Annotated in this window: 12 protein-coding genes; 3 read left to right on the top strand and 9 right to left on the bottom strand. The window is 55.1% G+C overall.

Annotation, left to right across the window (positions count from 1 at the left end; genetic code table 11):
* Positions 1-976: 976 nt before the first annotated feature.
* On the bottom strand, positions 977-2,893 hold the full coding sequence (gene dnaK, locus FHW17_RS02970; protein ID WP_112522729.1) for a molecular chaperone DnaK: 1,917 nt from the start codon (positions 2,891-2,893) through the stop codon (positions 977-979).
* Between the two features lie 226 nt (positions 2,894-3,119).
* Here dnaK and FHW17_RS02975 point away from each other — a divergent pair, with 226 nt between their 5' ends.
* Positions 3,120-4,274: a zinc metalloprotease HtpX gene (locus FHW17_RS02975; RefSeq protein WP_182509181.1), complete on the top strand. Its 1,155-nt coding sequence runs from the start codon at positions 3,120-3,122 to the stop codon at positions 4,272-4,274.
* A gap of 2 nt (positions 4,275-4,276) precedes the next feature.
* Here FHW17_RS02975 and FHW17_RS02980 read toward each other — a convergent pair whose 3' ends face one another.
* A complete protein-coding gene (locus FHW17_RS02980; protein WP_182509182.1) occupies positions 4,277-5,263 on the bottom strand; it encodes a Gfo/Idh/MocA family oxidoreductase in 987 nt (328 codons plus the stop codon).
* 69 nt (positions 5,264-5,332) lie between these two features.
* On the bottom strand, positions 5,333-6,217 hold the full coding sequence (locus FHW17_RS02985) for a LysR family transcriptional regulator (RefSeq protein ID WP_182509183.1): 885 nt from the start codon (positions 6,215-6,217) through the stop codon (positions 5,333-5,335).
* A gap of 98 nt (positions 6,218-6,315) precedes the next feature.
* Between FHW17_RS02985 and FHW17_RS02990 the strand changes: the two genes are divergently transcribed.
* Positions 6,316-7,311, top strand: coding sequence for an aldo/keto reductase (locus FHW17_RS02990; RefSeq protein ID WP_112522733.1), 996 nt, complete (start codon positions 6,316-6,318; stop codon positions 7,309-7,311).
* A 273-nt stretch (positions 7,312-7,584) separates the two neighbouring features.
* Positions 7,585-8,397 (top strand): aspartyl/asparaginyl beta-hydroxylase domain-containing protein, encoded by an 813-nt coding sequence (locus FHW17_RS02995; protein ID WP_091879288.1) that lies wholly within the window; start codon positions 7,585-7,587, stop codon positions 8,395-8,397.
* Positions 8,398-8,657: 260 nt separating this feature from the next.
* Here the strand turns inward: FHW17_RS02995 and pheT are convergent, their stop codons facing one another.
* From pheT to FHW17_RS03025, 6 genes are all read right to left on the bottom strand, one after another.
* Positions 8,658-11,072, bottom strand: coding sequence for a phenylalanine--tRNA ligase subunit beta (gene pheT / locus FHW17_RS03000; protein WP_182509184.1), 2,415 nt, complete (start codon positions 11,070-11,072; stop codon positions 8,658-8,660).
* 21 nt (positions 11,073-11,093) lie between these two features.
* On the bottom strand, positions 11,094-11,504 hold the full coding sequence (locus FHW17_RS03005) for an ASCH domain-containing protein (protein WP_112522735.1): 411 nt from the start codon (positions 11,502-11,504) through the stop codon (positions 11,094-11,096).
* Entirely contained in the window at positions 11,501-12,583 is a 1,083-nt protein-coding gene (pheS, locus tag FHW17_RS03010) for a phenylalanine--tRNA ligase subunit alpha (protein ID WP_112522736.1), read from the bottom strand. Before pheS ends, FHW17_RS03005 begins: the two co-directional genes overlap by 4 nt.
* 134 nt (positions 12,584-12,717) lie before the next feature.
* Positions 12,718-13,119, bottom strand: a complete 402-nt coding sequence (gene rplT, locus FHW17_RS03015; protein ID WP_091879294.1) for a 50S ribosomal protein L20 — start codon at positions 13,117-13,119, stop codon at positions 12,718-12,720.
* Positions 13,120-13,150: 31 nt separating this feature from the next.
* A complete protein-coding gene (gene rpmI, locus FHW17_RS03020; RefSeq protein WP_008127399.1) occupies positions 13,151-13,351 on the bottom strand; it encodes a 50S ribosomal protein L35 in 201 nt (66 codons plus the stop codon).
* 193 nt (positions 13,352-13,544) lie between these two features.
* Complete coding sequence (locus FHW17_RS03025; RefSeq protein ID WP_112522737.1) at positions 13,545-14,168, bottom strand: isoprenylcysteine carboxylmethyltransferase family protein; 624 nt, start codon at positions 14,166-14,168, stop codon at positions 13,545-13,547.
* Positions 14,169-14,216: the final 48 nt, after the last annotated feature.

Here is a 14,216-nt window from a genome sequence, read left to right on the forward strand (position 1 = left end):
TGAAATCATACAGCCTCACGCAGAAGCTTGTTTTAGAGCGGTATTTAGGTGCTCAACGCCCGGAATGCCATAGCCTTCTTGGATTGATTCGCTCCAAGTGCCGCATATTTGCGCATTATTGCGTTTGTGTGGCAATCCTTCCACGGTTTTTATGCACTTATGAAATACAAAATGCCTGATCATCCCCTCTTGAAGGGTGTTGCGCGTGATTGGTGGTTCTGCAGCCAACCAGATTGTACTTCCCCGTTGCCACACCCGCTTTCGCGTCTGGCCATTGAAAAAGTGGGAAAGACGGGCGGTCCATTGGGAGCGCTGAAGTCTTTGGTTGGTGTTGCGGTGAGTATGCTCCCCGGAGCTTTTCCTATTGGCTAAATGGAACGTGTTCCATTTAATCAGAAAAGCACCTGGACCACCCACCCCGGCGATTTGTGTTCCCGTTCTTCACCGGTTTCCTGGCTGTCAGGCTCAGTACCGGCATAAGAGCGGAACCTCTCCGGTCTGCGGGACTACCACCCGTAAACAGAAGCGCCGGTCCTTTCCTGACTTCGAATAGTTTCCGGAAGCATTCCCGCCGGAAAGGACCCCATCAGAATAAGCGAGGTTGGAGAAACGTGGATAAGTTGGTGGTGTTTTTTTTGGGAATGGTGGTTTGGTAAGGGTGATTGCATCTGCCAATGTTGCAGGTGCTGAACACAGTTTCTTGTTGCATCAACATCGTGCGTGGTTCGACAGGCTCACCATGAGGGAGATGAGTGGGTTGCTGGGTGCTATACCTGCGACGTTCGAGATTGGCGTTGCAGCCGACGCTCTCCCTCATGGTGAGCCTGTCGAACCACGCACGATGTTGATGCAAACTTTTGAAAATCAACCGGGAATATGGCGATGCGCGCGATCCAATTTCGACCGGCCCGAAAACATGGATAAAACAAAAAGCCCGGCGCGAGGCCGGGCTTTTCATCAGATTATATTCTGCAGATTATGCAGACTTCTTCTTGCCGTTTTCGTCGATTTCTTCGAAATCGGCGTCGACAACATCGTCATGTTCCTTGGCCGTGGCTTCGGTTGCTTCGCCTTCGCCCTCGGCAGCCTGTGCAGCTTCGTACATGGCCTGACCAAGTTTCATTGAAACTTCGGCCAGAGTCTGTGTCTTTGCCTTGATGGCTTCGGCATCATCGCCTTCGGTAGCAGCCTTCAATTCGGTCAGAGCCGTTTCGATGGACTGCTTGTCCTCGGCAGAAACCTTGTCACCATAATCCTTCAACGACTTTTCAGTCGAGTGGATCAGAGCTTCGGCCTGATTCTTGGATTCGACAGCATCACGGCGCTTCTTGTCGGTTTCCGCATTGGCTTCGGCATCCTTGACCATCTTTTCGATGTCGGCATCGGAAAGACCACCGGAAGCCTGAATACGGATCTGGTGTTCCTTGCCCGTGCCCTTATCCTTGGCCGAAACATTGACGATACCGTTGGCATCAATGTCGAAACCGACTTCGATCTGCGGGATACCGCGTGGTGCCGGAGGAATGCCAACAAGATCGAACTGGCCAAGTGCCTTGTTATCGGCAGCCATTTCGCGCTCGCCCTGGAAGACGCGGATCGTCACGGCGGACTGATTGTCCTCAGCCGTGGAGAAGGTCTGCGACTTCTTCGTCGGGATCGTCGTGTTACGGTCGATAAGACGCGTGAAGACACCACCGAGTGTTTCAATGCCGAGGGACAATGGCGTCACGTCGAGCAGGAGAACATCCTTGACGTCGCCCTGAAGAACGCCCGCCTGAATAGCTGCGCCCATGGCAACAACTTCATCAGGGTTCACGCCCTTATGGGGTTCCTTGCCAAAGAAAGCCTTTACGACTTCCTGAATCTTCGGCATGCGGGTCATACCGCCGACGAGAACCACTTCATCGATTTCACCGGCCTTGAGGCCCGCATCCTTGAGCGCTGCCTTGCAGGGCTCGACGGTACGCTGAACCAGATCGTCAACCAGGCTTTCGAACTTGGCGCGCGACAGCTTCATCGTCAGGTGCTTCGGACCGGAAGCATCAGCGGTGATGAATGGCAGGTTGATTTCGGTCTGCTGGGCCGAGGAAAGCTCGATCTTGGCCTTTTCCGCAGCTTCCTTGAGGCGCTGCAGGGCAAGCTTGTCGTTCTTCAGGTCGATACCCTGTTCCTTCTTGAACTCGGCTGCGAAATATTCGACCAGACGCATGTCGAAATCTTCACCGCCAAGGAACGTATCGCCATTGGTCGACTTCACTTCGAAAACGCCGTCGCCAATTTCCAGAACCGAGACGTCGAACGTGCCGCCGCCCAGATCGTATACGGCAATGGTCTTGCCTTCCTTCTTGTCGAGGCCATAGGCCAAGGCAGCAGCGGTCGGCTCGTTGATGATGCGCAGGACTTCAAGACCGGCAATCTTGCCCGCATCCTTTGTGGCCTGACGCTGGGCATCGTTGAAGTAAGCAGGAACGGTGATAACAGCCTTCTCGACCTTTTCGCCAAGATAAGCTTCCGCCGTTTCCTTCATCTTCTGCAGAATCATCGCGGAAATCTGCGAAGGCGAATATTTCTGCTTGTGAACTTCTACCCATGCGTCGCCATTGTCGCCTTTGACAATTTCGTAAGGCACAAGCTTCTTGTCCTTTTCAACGGTCGGGTCGTCAAAACGGCGACCGATCAGACGCTTGACCGCAAAGACAGTTCCTTCCGGATTGGTGACGGCCTGACGCTTGGCCGGCTGGCCAGCAAGGCGCTCATCGCTATCCGTAAAAGCGATGATCGAAGGTGTTGTACGCGCACCTTCCGCATTCTCGATGACCTTCGCGTTCTTTCCGTCCATGACGGAGACGCAGGAATTGGTCGTACCCAAATCGATACCGATAACTTTAGCCATTCTACTTCTCTCCATTCAGCAGGCTGCCGGGACCTCTGCCGAGCATTCCATTCAGCAGCCCCTAGGGGGGTTAAACAATGCAAGACGACTACGGCGAGCCATACTTACGTGTTGTTGGCTATATAAGAAGGCTGAAATTACCATGCAAGTCAGAAGCTGCGGCATTTACACGCCTAATTGCCTTAAAAGACTCGGCAAACCGGCTTTTTAGCGCCATATATCGCCTATGACCGATAGTACCCTTCACTTCAACCTTCCCGAACACCGGCGCAGCCAGCTGATCAATACGCTGCACACATGGCTGCTTCTCGCCGGAAGCCTGGCATTGCTCGTTGTCTGCGCTTTTACGCTGGCGGGTCCTGTGGGCATTATCTACGCCTTTGTTTTCGGCGCAATAAGCCTTGTCGCCATCAGGCGCATTAGTCCTCAAATGGTGCTGAAAATGTATAAAGCAAGGGCGGTAACGCGAGCCGAGTTCCCGCAAGGTCTTGCCATTGTGGAAGAATTGTCGCGCCGCGCCGGTTTGCCTGATGTGCCGGAACTGCATGTCATACCGTCACGGATGATGAATGCCTTTGCGGTCGGGAGGAAAGACAATTCCGTGGTTGCCGTCACCGATCAACTGATTCGGGTGCTGACCGCCCGGGAACTCACCGGCGTGCTGGCCCATGAAATCAGTCATATCCGCAATGAAGACCTCAAGGTCATGGCACTTGCCGATACGGTCTCGCGCTTTACCTCGCTGATGTCGACAATCGGCATTGTATCGCTCCTGTTCAATATCACCTTTCTGGCAAGTGGCGCGCACGCACAAATTCCCTGGCTTGGCGTTCTGATTCTGCTTGTTGCGCCAACGGTGGGCGGTCTTTTGCAGATGGCGCTATCGCGCACCCGCGAATTTGACGCTGATCTTGGCGCCGCACTTCTGACTGGCGATCCCGATGGGCTGGCACAGGCGCTGGTGAAGCTGGAAAAAGCCCAGGGCAAAGTCTGGGAAAATCTCATCCTGCCGGGCGGGCGCATTCCCGACCCGTCGATCCTGCGCACGCACCCGCTGACAGATACCCGCGTGGAGAGGCTGAAGGCGTTGAAAGATGCATCGGGCGTTGTCGCGCGCGGCGAGGCGCTGCCTGACGATATTCTGCTGACGCTTGCCGTCAAACCGCAGGACCGTATCCGCACCTCGCCTGTGCCGCAGATCAGCGGTCAGCATGGTCGCTGGAATTCCAGCAATCTGGAAATCCTGTCGCTGCTCAACACCCAGTCCGGCAAACCGGTGGTATCTGGCCCCGAAGCGGAATGTGAGGCTTGCCCCAGAAGCCTCAATACACCGGATGCCGACCCGCGCGTGCATGTAGCGCGAGGCGGCGTCTATTGGTAGGGCTAGACGGCCTCCCAATTACCGGTTTCCCCGGCGCGATAGATTGCATCGATCAGCTTCTGATTGAGAACTGAACTCTCGAGCGAAAACACACCAGCATCCTCGCCCTTGGCCGCACGGGCAAACGCCTCGATCTGCAGGCGATAATGGTTCACATCACCGAAAGTCCATTCGGTAGCGCCGGTGTGGTTCTGATTGTGCAGGGTGATTCGGGCGTGATCATATTTGCCCGTGTTGAACGGTCCATGCACCTCGATAAACCCTTCATCGCCATGGAAAACCATCAACTGCCGCGCGGCAAGCTGGGTGGCTATATAAAAAGACAGTTCGAAACCATTGAAATCGGCACGCACGCTGGCATAGCAGTCAGTGCCGAAATCCACATCGCGCTCCACATTGGCCGAAACCCTGACCGGCTCCTTGCCGGTCACAAAGCGCGTGACCACGGTCGGATAGACACCGATATCGGGCAGAGCACCGCCGCCAAGCGACAGCTGGTTGCGCATATTGCCCGCATCTTTGTTGAAATAGGTGAAAGCCCCTTGCACCTGATGCAACCGGCCAATGGCACCTTCGGCGATGAGATCGCGCACTTTCAGCCATTGCGGATGGTAGGTCACCATGAAAGCCTCGGCAATCAGCACACCATGGGTGTCACGCGCGCGCTGCAAAGCCGCGATTTCGCCTGAATGCAGCGAGATCGGCTTTTCGCAGAGCACATGCTTGCCAGCTTCCGCCGCTTTTACCGACCATTCCACATGCTGCGATGTCGGGAGCGGGATATAGACGCCATCAATATCGGGCGAAGCGAGCATCGCCTCGTAGGAACCAAAGGCGTGCGGTGCGCCGAATCGCTCGGCCACGGCCCGTGCCTTGGAAAGATCACGGCTGGCGACACCTGAGAGGACCGAGTTCTCCGCATCACATATGGCTGGAATAACAGCCGTAACCCCGATTTTTGCTGTCGACAGAATACCCCAACGGAACATGATGACTTCTCTCCTCTTTGCCGGAGGGCAACCTAGACAAGGCAAGACGGAATGGAAAGAAGCGCAGGCTCAGACTTTGAAGAAATCGATAAAAGCCCGCAAGGCGGGCCGCATCTGGCGGCGGCTGGGGTAATAGAGATAGACCCCGGGGAATGGCGCGCACCAATCATCAAGCACGCGCTGCAACCGGCCATCGGCAATGGCTTCCGGCGCCATATATTCCAGCAGGAAAGCCACCCCTGCTCCATCAAGCGCTGCCTGAATGACCAGATGGTCATCGCCGAGAATCAATGGCCCGCCCATTTCCATGACGATTTCCTCGCCATCCTTCTCGAATTCCCAGCGATAAATCTGCCCGCTGGCGAAGCGACGCCGGATACACTGATGATTGGCAAGATCGTGCGGATGCAGCGGAACCGGGCATTTTTCGAAATAGTCTGGCGAAGCGACGATGCTGGCCTTGATAGGATCACTCATCCGCACGGCGATCATGTCCGGTTCCAGACTTTCGCCGAGCCGCATGCCCGCATCGACGCCTGCGGCAACAATATCGTTGAACGGTTCTTCCACCCGCACTTCCAGAGTAACCCCCGGATAGGCTGCGGCGAATGCTGCCAGGCGTGGTGCCAGCAACCAATGGGCGGCAAAGGGCGGCACGCTCAAGCGCAAAGTCCCGGCTATGCGGTTGTTGGCTTCCTTTGCTGCGTCGAGCGCTAGATCGATTTCGGCCAGTGCCGGGCGAAGCCGCCGCAAAAGCAGCGCACCTTCTTCCGTCACTTTAACACTGCGGGTGGTTCGCGCCAGAAGCCTGACGCCAAGGTTCTGTTCCAGCGTTGAGATTGCATGGCTGACCGCTGATGGTGCGATGCCAAGCTCTTTAGCCGCACCACGAAAGCCACCACAGGCGGCAACTGTGGCAAAAACAGCGAGTTGAGGCAGATAAGAACGATCCATTGATCTATTATATAGAACAAGCTGTAAGAACTTAAGGCAATTATCGAACACTGATCCACAGCCTAAATTGCCTCCACCACATCAAAAGGAGATCAGTGATGGAAAAGCGCAAACTTGGAACGGAACTTAACGTGTCGGCAGTTGGCCTTGGTTGCATGGGCATGACCTTTGCCTATGGTGGACAGGATGAGGCCGATGCGATCCGCACGCTGCACCGCGCAGTGGATCTCGGTGTAACCTTTTTCGACACAGCCGAAGTCTATGGTCCCTTCGACAATGAAATCCTTGTCGGCAAGGCTTTGAAGGACCGTCGCGACAAGGTCGTCATCGCCACCAAATTCGGTTTCAAGATTTCTGATGAAGGGGTTGGCCCATCACGCATGATCGGCGTCAACAGCCATCCAGAACATCTCAAGGCCGTTGCCGAAGCGTCGTTGGGGCGGCTTGGCATCGAACAGATCGATCTGTTCTACCAGCACCGTGTCGATCCGAATGTGCCGATCGAAGATACAGTTGGCGCCATGGCCGAACTGGTCCAGCAAGGCAAGGTAAAAGCGCTTGGCCTGTCCGAAGCCAGCGCCGCCACGATCCGCCGCGCCCACAAGGTGCATCCGATTGCTGCTGTTCAGAGTGAATATTCCCTGTGGAGCCGTGAGCCTGAAGATGACGTGTTTGCGGTTTGCCGTGAGCTTGGCATTGGCTTTGTCCCCTATAGCCCGCTGGGTCGTGGACTTCTTACCGGCACGATCAACAAGCCGGATGAGCTGGGTGCAGATGATTGGCGCAAGACTTTGCCGCGCTTTCAGGCTGAAAACATGGATGCCAATGCATCTCTGATCGCCACATTGAGGGGCCTTGCAGAGGACAAGGGCATTACACCGGCACAGCTGGCCCTCGCCTGGGTGCTGCATCAGGGTGATTTCATTGTGCCAATCCCCGGTGCCCGCAAGATCAAGCATCTGGAAGAGAATGCGGCGGCAGCCGATATTTCCCTCTCGCCAGCTGACTTGAAAAAGATTGGTGATGCATTGTCACCAACGCAGGTTGCCGGCAACCGCTACACCGATGCGGCTCTGGCACTCGTCAACGGCTGACACAGACAACAGGGCGCTGGGCAATCAGCGCCCATATTTCCAGCAATACTCTGGCGCGATTGTTTTCAATAAAATACCTTTAGTTGAGACTAGAACTCATATTATAAATGCGCATGCTTGACAGACGGTACGGTGTAAGGCCTATTTCACGCCGTTGCCGGGATGAAAAATGCCCATGGCGGCAGTGCAATGTGCATGCAATTTATTTGTTCTAACACGCCAAACCACCCCTGTTCGTTCATCGATGGTCAGGCCTTCTGAAGCTGGAATATAATGGAAAAAGCAACAAAAAAGTCGATCAGACGCTGGGCTATCGGTTTGGTTCTCTTGGCGATTCTCGCCTATTTCGTTCCCTATCTGGTGATCTTTTATCTGATCTGCGGAATTTATGACTTGTCGCGTAACAAGAATATCGATCTGCAGATGGTCGAACAATATTTCATGGGCAATGGACTGTTCACCTGGATTTTGTCGCCATTGAATATCGTTCTCGACATCCTGTCGCTGCCCTATATCAACAAGGGCGTCTACAAGCTGGAAGACCTGCCAACGGCCTATCAGGCGGAAGTGCAGCGCCTGATCACAGCGACGCAGAAGGAAAACCTTGTCGGTAAGTTGCAGGAGCGCGCCGAAAAGCAGGCCCGCAGCATGTTCTTTTTCAAATGGTACGGAAAAGACCAGCCAAGTTTTGCCAATGTGCCGTCCTTCTATGAAAAGTACAATTTCGTGAAGACCATCGGCGTGTCGGTGTTCAACAAGAAGAATTCGACTTCGAAGCACTTTGGCCCGATCCGCGCCACCATCCGCGTGCTTTACAACATCAATGATATGAATGATCGCACGGCTTATATCTGGTGCGGCGACACGACGAGCTACTGGAAAGACGACAAGCTGTTCATTTTCGATGACACGCTGATGCACCAGTCCGTCAACCAGACCGACCAGACCCGCTACTGCCTGTTTGTCGACATCCTGCGGCCGTCCTATCTGCCCGGGCTTTATGCTGCCGTTGTTTCGTTCATGGGTCTCATACTCAAGGGCAGCAACTCGATCTTCTATAAAAACTGGAAAGTCATCCAGAAATAGATTTTGGTTTGAGCCAAATGAAAAGGGGCGCATTGCGCCCCTTTTTTGTTGATCAATTTGCAAACTACTGTGCGTGGTGTTCAGTTGGTGGTTCGTGGTTCGACAAGCTCACCATGAGGGAGAGGGGTGGATGCAACGCTAATCGCAAAGATTGCAGCTCACAAAGGCTGCAGAATAAAGCTCCCTTCATCCCCACTTTCCCTCATGGTGAGCTTGTCGAACCACGAACTGAACACCACGTACAACAAACCAGCAGCGATTTACCCGCGCAAAACACCGCCCGTCTGTTTGCTGACGCTTTCAACAATCCGCTTGGTCAGCGCATCGAGATCCTCGTCATTGAGCGTGCGTTCCTGTGGCTGGATCGCGACTTCAATGGCAACGGACTTCTTGTCAGCACCCAAGGACGGTCCCTCGAACAGATCAAACACCTGAACGCCTGTGATGAGCTTCTTGTCGCCGGCAAGCGCCGCACGAACGATAGAGGCCGCATCCACGGACCTGTCGACAACGAATGCAAAATCACGGCGCACCGTCTGGAAATCTGACAATGCCAGCGGCGGCTTGGTGCGTGTTGCCTTCTGCTTGGGTTCGGGGATAGCATCCACATAGATTTCGAACCCGCATAGCGCGCCCGAGACATCAAGCGTTTCCAGTGTCTTCGGGTGGAATTCACCGAACGTGCCAAGAACGACCTTTGGCCCGAGCTTGATCGTGCCTGAACGGCCGGGATGATACCAAGCGGGGCCACCGCTTTCGATCTGCAGCTTATCGACAGGGGCACCGCAAGCTTCAAGCACGGCAAGGGCATCGGCCTTGGCATCGAACACACCAACAGCCGAGGCATTGCCGGACCAATGACGGCCGGAACCATCCAGCTTTGCCGTGCCACGGCGTATACCCGCAGCAACGCGGCGCTGGGTTTCCGGCGTGTTGCCCTCATAGGTGCCAGAGACCTCGAACAGAGCGAGGTCATTGAAGCCACGGTCGGCATTGCGCTGGGCAGCAGCCAGAAGGCTCGGCAGCAGCGAAGGCCGCATATCGGACATGTCTGCCGCAATCGGGTTGGCAAGCTTCAACGCTGGCTGACCACCGCCGAACAGCTTTGCCTGTTCCTCCGAAATGAATGACCACGTAACAGCTTCCATCATCCCGCGCGAGGCGAGCGCCCGCCTGGCATTGCGGGTACGGATTTGCAGGATCGTCAGGATCTTGCCATTGACTGTCGTATGGCTTTGCAGTGGCTGTGGTTCAATACGGTTGACGCCATGAATACGCATGACTTCTTCCACAAGATCAGCCTTGCCATCCACATCCGGACGCCACGATGGAACCAGCACATCGACCACTTCGCCGGTACCCTGGGGCTGAAAGCCGAGACGGGTGAGAATATCGAGGCTTGTCTGTGTTGGCACTTCGATGCCGGTGAGACGCTTCACTTCCGCCGCCGGGAACGTAACCGACTTTGGCGTGAAGCCCTTATACCCGACAACCTCAGCTGCTGACGGCGTACCGCCGCACAGTTCAAGGATCATATGTGTTGCTAGCTCGAGGCCGGGCACCATGAATTCCGGATCAACACCGCGTTCGAACCGGTAGCGCGCATCGGTGATGACACCGAGATTACGGCCTGTACGGGCAATATTCATCGCATCCCAAAGGGCGGATTCAACCACAACATTGGTTGTGTTCTCGTCACAGCCGGAATGTTCGCCACCGAGCACACCCGCAAGCGACTCCACACCTTCCGCATCAGCGATAACGCCGATTTCAGGGTTCAGCGCATATTCCTTGCCGTTAAGACCAAGGATCGTCTCGCCTTCATGCGCCCAGCGCACGGTGAGATTGCCTTTGACCTTGTCGGCATCGAACACATGCAGCGGACGGCCGCGATCGAACGTCATGTAGTTGGTGATATCAACAAGCGCATTGATCGGGCGCAGACCAATGGCAATCAGCCGTTGCTGCAACCATTTCGGGCTCGGGCCATTCTTGACACCTTTGACGGTGCGCAGGGCAAAACCTTCGCACATCGGCGCACGATCACCGAAATCGAGCGTCACACTGACCGAAGCAGCGCCAGTGCCTTTGACAGGCTCCACGGCACCACTCTTGAGCTTGCCAAGACCCGCCGCCGCCAGATCCCGGGCAATGCCATAAATGCTGGTGCAATCGGGACGGTTCGGGGTCAGATTGATCTCGATGATCGGGTCATCAAGACCGGCATAGGCAGCGAAGCTGGTACCGACAGGCGCATCAGCAGGCAGATCGATAATGCCATTGTGCTCATCAGACATTTGCAGCTCGCGTTCCGAGCACATCATGCCGTGGCTTTCCACGCCGCGAATCTTGCCGACAGACAGTGTGACATCGATACCCGGAACATAGGCACCCGGCGCAGCAAACGCACCAATCAGCCCCGCACGCGCATTGGGCGCACCGCAGACAACCTGCAACGGCTTGCCGTCGCCCGTATCAACGGTCAGCACCTGCAGCTTATCCGCATCCGGATGCCGCGCAGCTGTCAACACTTTGGCGATGACAAAAGGCTTCAGTGCCGCCTTGTCATCCAGCGATTCCACTTCAAGACCAATCATGGTCAGAGTATCGACAATCTCACTGAGGGAAGCCTCGGTTTCGAGATGATCTTTTAGCCAGGAGAGGGTGAATTTCATGATTTCACTCGTTTCTCGATTTCAACGTCTGAGGATTTCGACAAGGCGAAACCGCTCGCATAAAAGTTCCATGTCGGGCGAAAACCCGCCATTGCGTTTGAAGTAGTTCTCATGATCCCGCCGCCACTCGGCAAGCGTGGCAGAACCTTCGCCCTCATCGCGCGCAAAAGCCTCGTCGACATCCTCAAAACGGCGATAGGTGATCTCTACCGTTTCAATGACAGCCGCTGGATTGCCTGCGCCATCCAGCACAACATCCCGGCGGCCAACCACCGGCTTTGTCTCGGCACTCTCGTCGTATTCACGCAGTGATGCACAAGTCGCGATCTTCCTGCCCGACAGCACAAGAGCCAGCAATTCATCAGCAAGCTCCGGAGAATCCCCGAAGGCAAATGTCTGGGCATCCCTGTATTGTTCAGGAAGCTCGATCATGTGCTCAGACCACCGAACAATGTCGGCATGTCGAGTGGACGGAAGCCATAATGCTGCAGCCAGCGCACATCGGCGTCGAAGAAGTCACGCAGATCCGGCATGCCATATTTGAGCATGGCGATACGATCAATGCCCATGCCCCAGGCAAAGCCCTGATATTCATCAGGATCAAGCCCGGCGTGGCGCAGGACATTCGGATGAACCATGCCGCAACCAAGGATTTCCATCCAGTCGGTACCCTGACCAAACTTCACTTCATTGCCCGAGCGGTCGCACTGGATATCGACTTCCAGTGACGGCTCAGTGAACGGGAAGAAGGACGGGCGGAAGCGCATCTGCAACGAGGGAACCTCGAAGAAGGATTTGCAGAACTCCTCCAGAACCCATTTCATGTTGGCGACATTGGCCGTCTTGTCGATGACAAGCCCTTCCACCTGATGGAACATCGGTGAGTGCGTTGCATCGGAATCCATACGATAGGTCTTGCCGGGAATGACAATGCGAATCGGCGGCTTCTGCTTTTCCATGGTGCGGATCTGCACGGGGCTTGTATGGGTGCGCAAAAGCTTGCGCTCGCCATTTTCGTCCGGGTTGAAGAAAAACGTATCGTGCATCTCCCGTGCCGGATGTCCTTCTGGGAAATTCAGCGCGGTGAAATTGTAATAGTCGGTCTCGACATCAGGGCCTTCAGCAATTGAAAAACCCATATCAGCAAAGATCGCCGTGATTTCATCAACCACCTGACTGATCGGATGGATGCGCCCGCGCTCAGCCGGTGCTGTGCGCACGGGCAGGGTGACATCCAGCTTTTCCTTTTCAAGGCGTTCGGTAATCGCTGCGTCTTTCAGCGTTCCTTTGCGGCTGGCAAGAGCCTCGGTGACGCGATTCTTCAAACCGTTGATTGCAGGTCCCTGCGTCTGCCGTTCTTCCGGCGACATGGAACCCAGCGATTTCAACTTCTCCGAAATCGAGCCCTTCTTGCCAAGTGCGGCGACACGGACGGCCTCGATGGCCGCTTCGTCATTGGCTGCCTCAATCTGCGCGACCAGCGCGCTTTCCAGTTGTACCAGATCGTCCATGCTTCTCACCTGTTTCGCGTCTCGAGCGATTATGCGATCAATTCAATGCAGAAAATTGAAAAACCCGCGCCAGCCGAGCCAGCGCGGGTTTCCCAAGTCTATATTCCGAATGTGCTTTGGGAGCGGCGGCTGGCTTAGTGGACAGCGCCTTCAAAAGCATTCGGTGTGGTGTTCTTGAGGTATTCGAGTGCCTTCTTGGCAGATGCCACGAGTGCGCCGAATGCTGCTGGCTCGTGGATCGCGAGATCCGACAGAACCTTGCGGTCAACCTCGATACCGGACTTGCTCAGACCGTCGATGAAACGGCTGTATGTCAGGCCATGCTCACGAACAGCAGCGTTGATACGCTGGGTCCACAGAGCGCGGAATGTACGCTTCTTGTTCTTGCGGTCGCGGTAAGCGTACTGCTTTGAACGATCGACGGCAGCTTTTGCAGTCTTGATGGTATTCTTGCGGCGGCCGCGGAAACCCTCAGCCTGCTTCAGAACTTTTTTATGCTTGGCGTGGGACGTAACGCCCCGTTTTACACGTGCCATGATATGATCTCCTTAAAACGTCGCTGTCGGCTTAAAGGCCGTTGGGCAAGAACTTCTTCACGATTTTCGCATCGGCATCGGCGAGAACCATTGTGCCACGTGCGTCACGAATGAATTTGTTCGAACGTTTGATCATGCCATGGCGTTTGCCAGCGGCGGCGGCTTTGATTTTGCCAGTTCCGGTGATTTTGAACCGTTTCTTGGCAGCCGATTTGGTCTTCATTTTGGGCATTTTGCTACTCCTATTTCTAGGGTTCCCTGTCACTCCAATGGAGCCGGACCCTTCTGATTTCACTTCAGACCGACCAAAGTCTGAAAGCATGCAAAACCGCCACGGCATGCCCTGCCGGGCGGTTTGAACGCGGCCTTATATCCAGAAGCCGGAAAAAGCGCAACTGTTGAATCACCCGAGACTTCTGAAAAATTCAATACAACCGGAAGAGAATAGGCAAAATATTGGCTGATTGCAGATATTCGACGAACTCGAGCAAAGGATAGGAAATGAAAAAGACCAGCCCATCGGCCAATGTCTTGTAGAGCATGGAGGACTTTACGCTCAGAACCTCTGCTTCCCGGTACAGTCTGATATTGGGGAAGAACCGCGGCACTTCACGCTTATAGGCAAGATAAGTCTCGCCGAAAACACTCTCCAGATATCCCTCTTCGGCAACAATGACGAAGTAAAAAGCGATATAACAGAGGACCGCCAGCAGAAATGCCACGGTCAGGCTGCCGGTCATCATGCCAATGCCGAAAGCGCCGAGTGTGCTGAACACATAGAGCGGGTTGCGACTCATGGAGTACGGCCCGAGACGAACGATCTCCGAACTCTTGCGCCCACCGATATACAACGTACACCACATGCGCCCGAGGATCGCCAGAACGATCACCCCAATGCCGAAATCCTCTATGTATTCGTGCGTCCAGCCATCAGTCCAGGCGGAGCGAACCGTCAGAAGGGCAGCGAGGATCAACAGAATGACGATTGCCAGCGCCAGGCGGCGGCGGCTTTGAAAACGGGCCATGTCTTTTGGAGATGTGAGCGTCATGTCAGCCCTTGGAATCCGGTTCGTTCAAGACAAAAGCCGCCCGAAGGC

Origin of the sequence: Phyllobacterium sp. P30BS-XVII (genome assembly GCF_014138335.1) — a bacterium.
GTDB classification, from domain to species: Bacteria; Pseudomonadota; Alphaproteobacteria; order Rhizobiales; family Rhizobiaceae; genus Phyllobacterium; species Phyllobacterium meliloti.

What these genes read in the sequence shown, in the direction of transcription:
- FHW17_RS03005 (WP_112522735.1), bottom strand. Translation starts at nt 11,504, where the DNA reads ATGATCGAGCTTCCTGAACAATACAGGGATGCCCAGACATTTGCCTTC.
- rplT (WP_091879294.1), bottom strand. Translation starts at nt 13,119, where the DNA reads ATGGCACGTGTAAAACGGGGCGTTACGTCCCACGCCAAGCATAAAAAA.
- FHW17_RS02985 (WP_182509183.1), bottom strand. Translation starts at nt 6,217, where the DNA reads ATGGATCGTTCTTATCTGCCTCAACTCGCTGTTTTTGCCACAGTTGCC.
- FHW17_RS02975 (WP_182509181.1), top strand. Translation starts at nt 3,120, where the DNA reads ATGACCGATAGTACCCTTCACTTCAACCTTCCCGAACACCGGCGCAGC.
- FHW17_RS02995 (WP_091879288.1), top strand. Translation starts at nt 7,585, where the DNA reads ATGGAAAAAGCAACAAAAAAGTCGATCAGACGCTGGGCTATCGGTTTG.
- pheS (WP_112522736.1), bottom strand. Translation starts at nt 12,583, where the DNA reads ATGGACGATCTGGTACAACTGGAAAGCGCGCTGGTCGCGCAGATTGAG.
- FHW17_RS03025 (WP_112522737.1), bottom strand. Translation starts at nt 14,168, where the DNA reads ATGACGCTCACATCTCCAAAAGACATGGCCCGTTTTCAAAGCCGCCGC.
- dnaK (WP_112522729.1), bottom strand. Translation starts at nt 2,893, where the DNA reads ATGGCTAAAGTTATCGGTATCGATTTGGGTACGACCAATTCCTGCGTC.
- FHW17_RS02990 (WP_112522733.1), top strand. Translation starts at nt 6,316, where the DNA reads ATGGAAAAGCGCAAACTTGGAACGGAACTTAACGTGTCGGCAGTTGGC.
- pheT (WP_182509184.1), bottom strand. Translation starts at nt 11,072, where the DNA reads ATGAAATTCACCCTCTCCTGGCTAAAAGATCATCTCGAAACCGAGGCT.
- rpmI (WP_008127399.1), bottom strand. Translation starts at nt 13,351, where the DNA reads ATGCCCAAAATGAAGACCAAATCGGCTGCCAAGAAACGGTTCAAAATC.
- FHW17_RS02980 (WP_182509182.1), bottom strand. Translation starts at nt 5,263, where the DNA reads ATGTTCCGTTGGGGTATTCTGTCGACAGCAAAAATCGGGGTTACGGCT.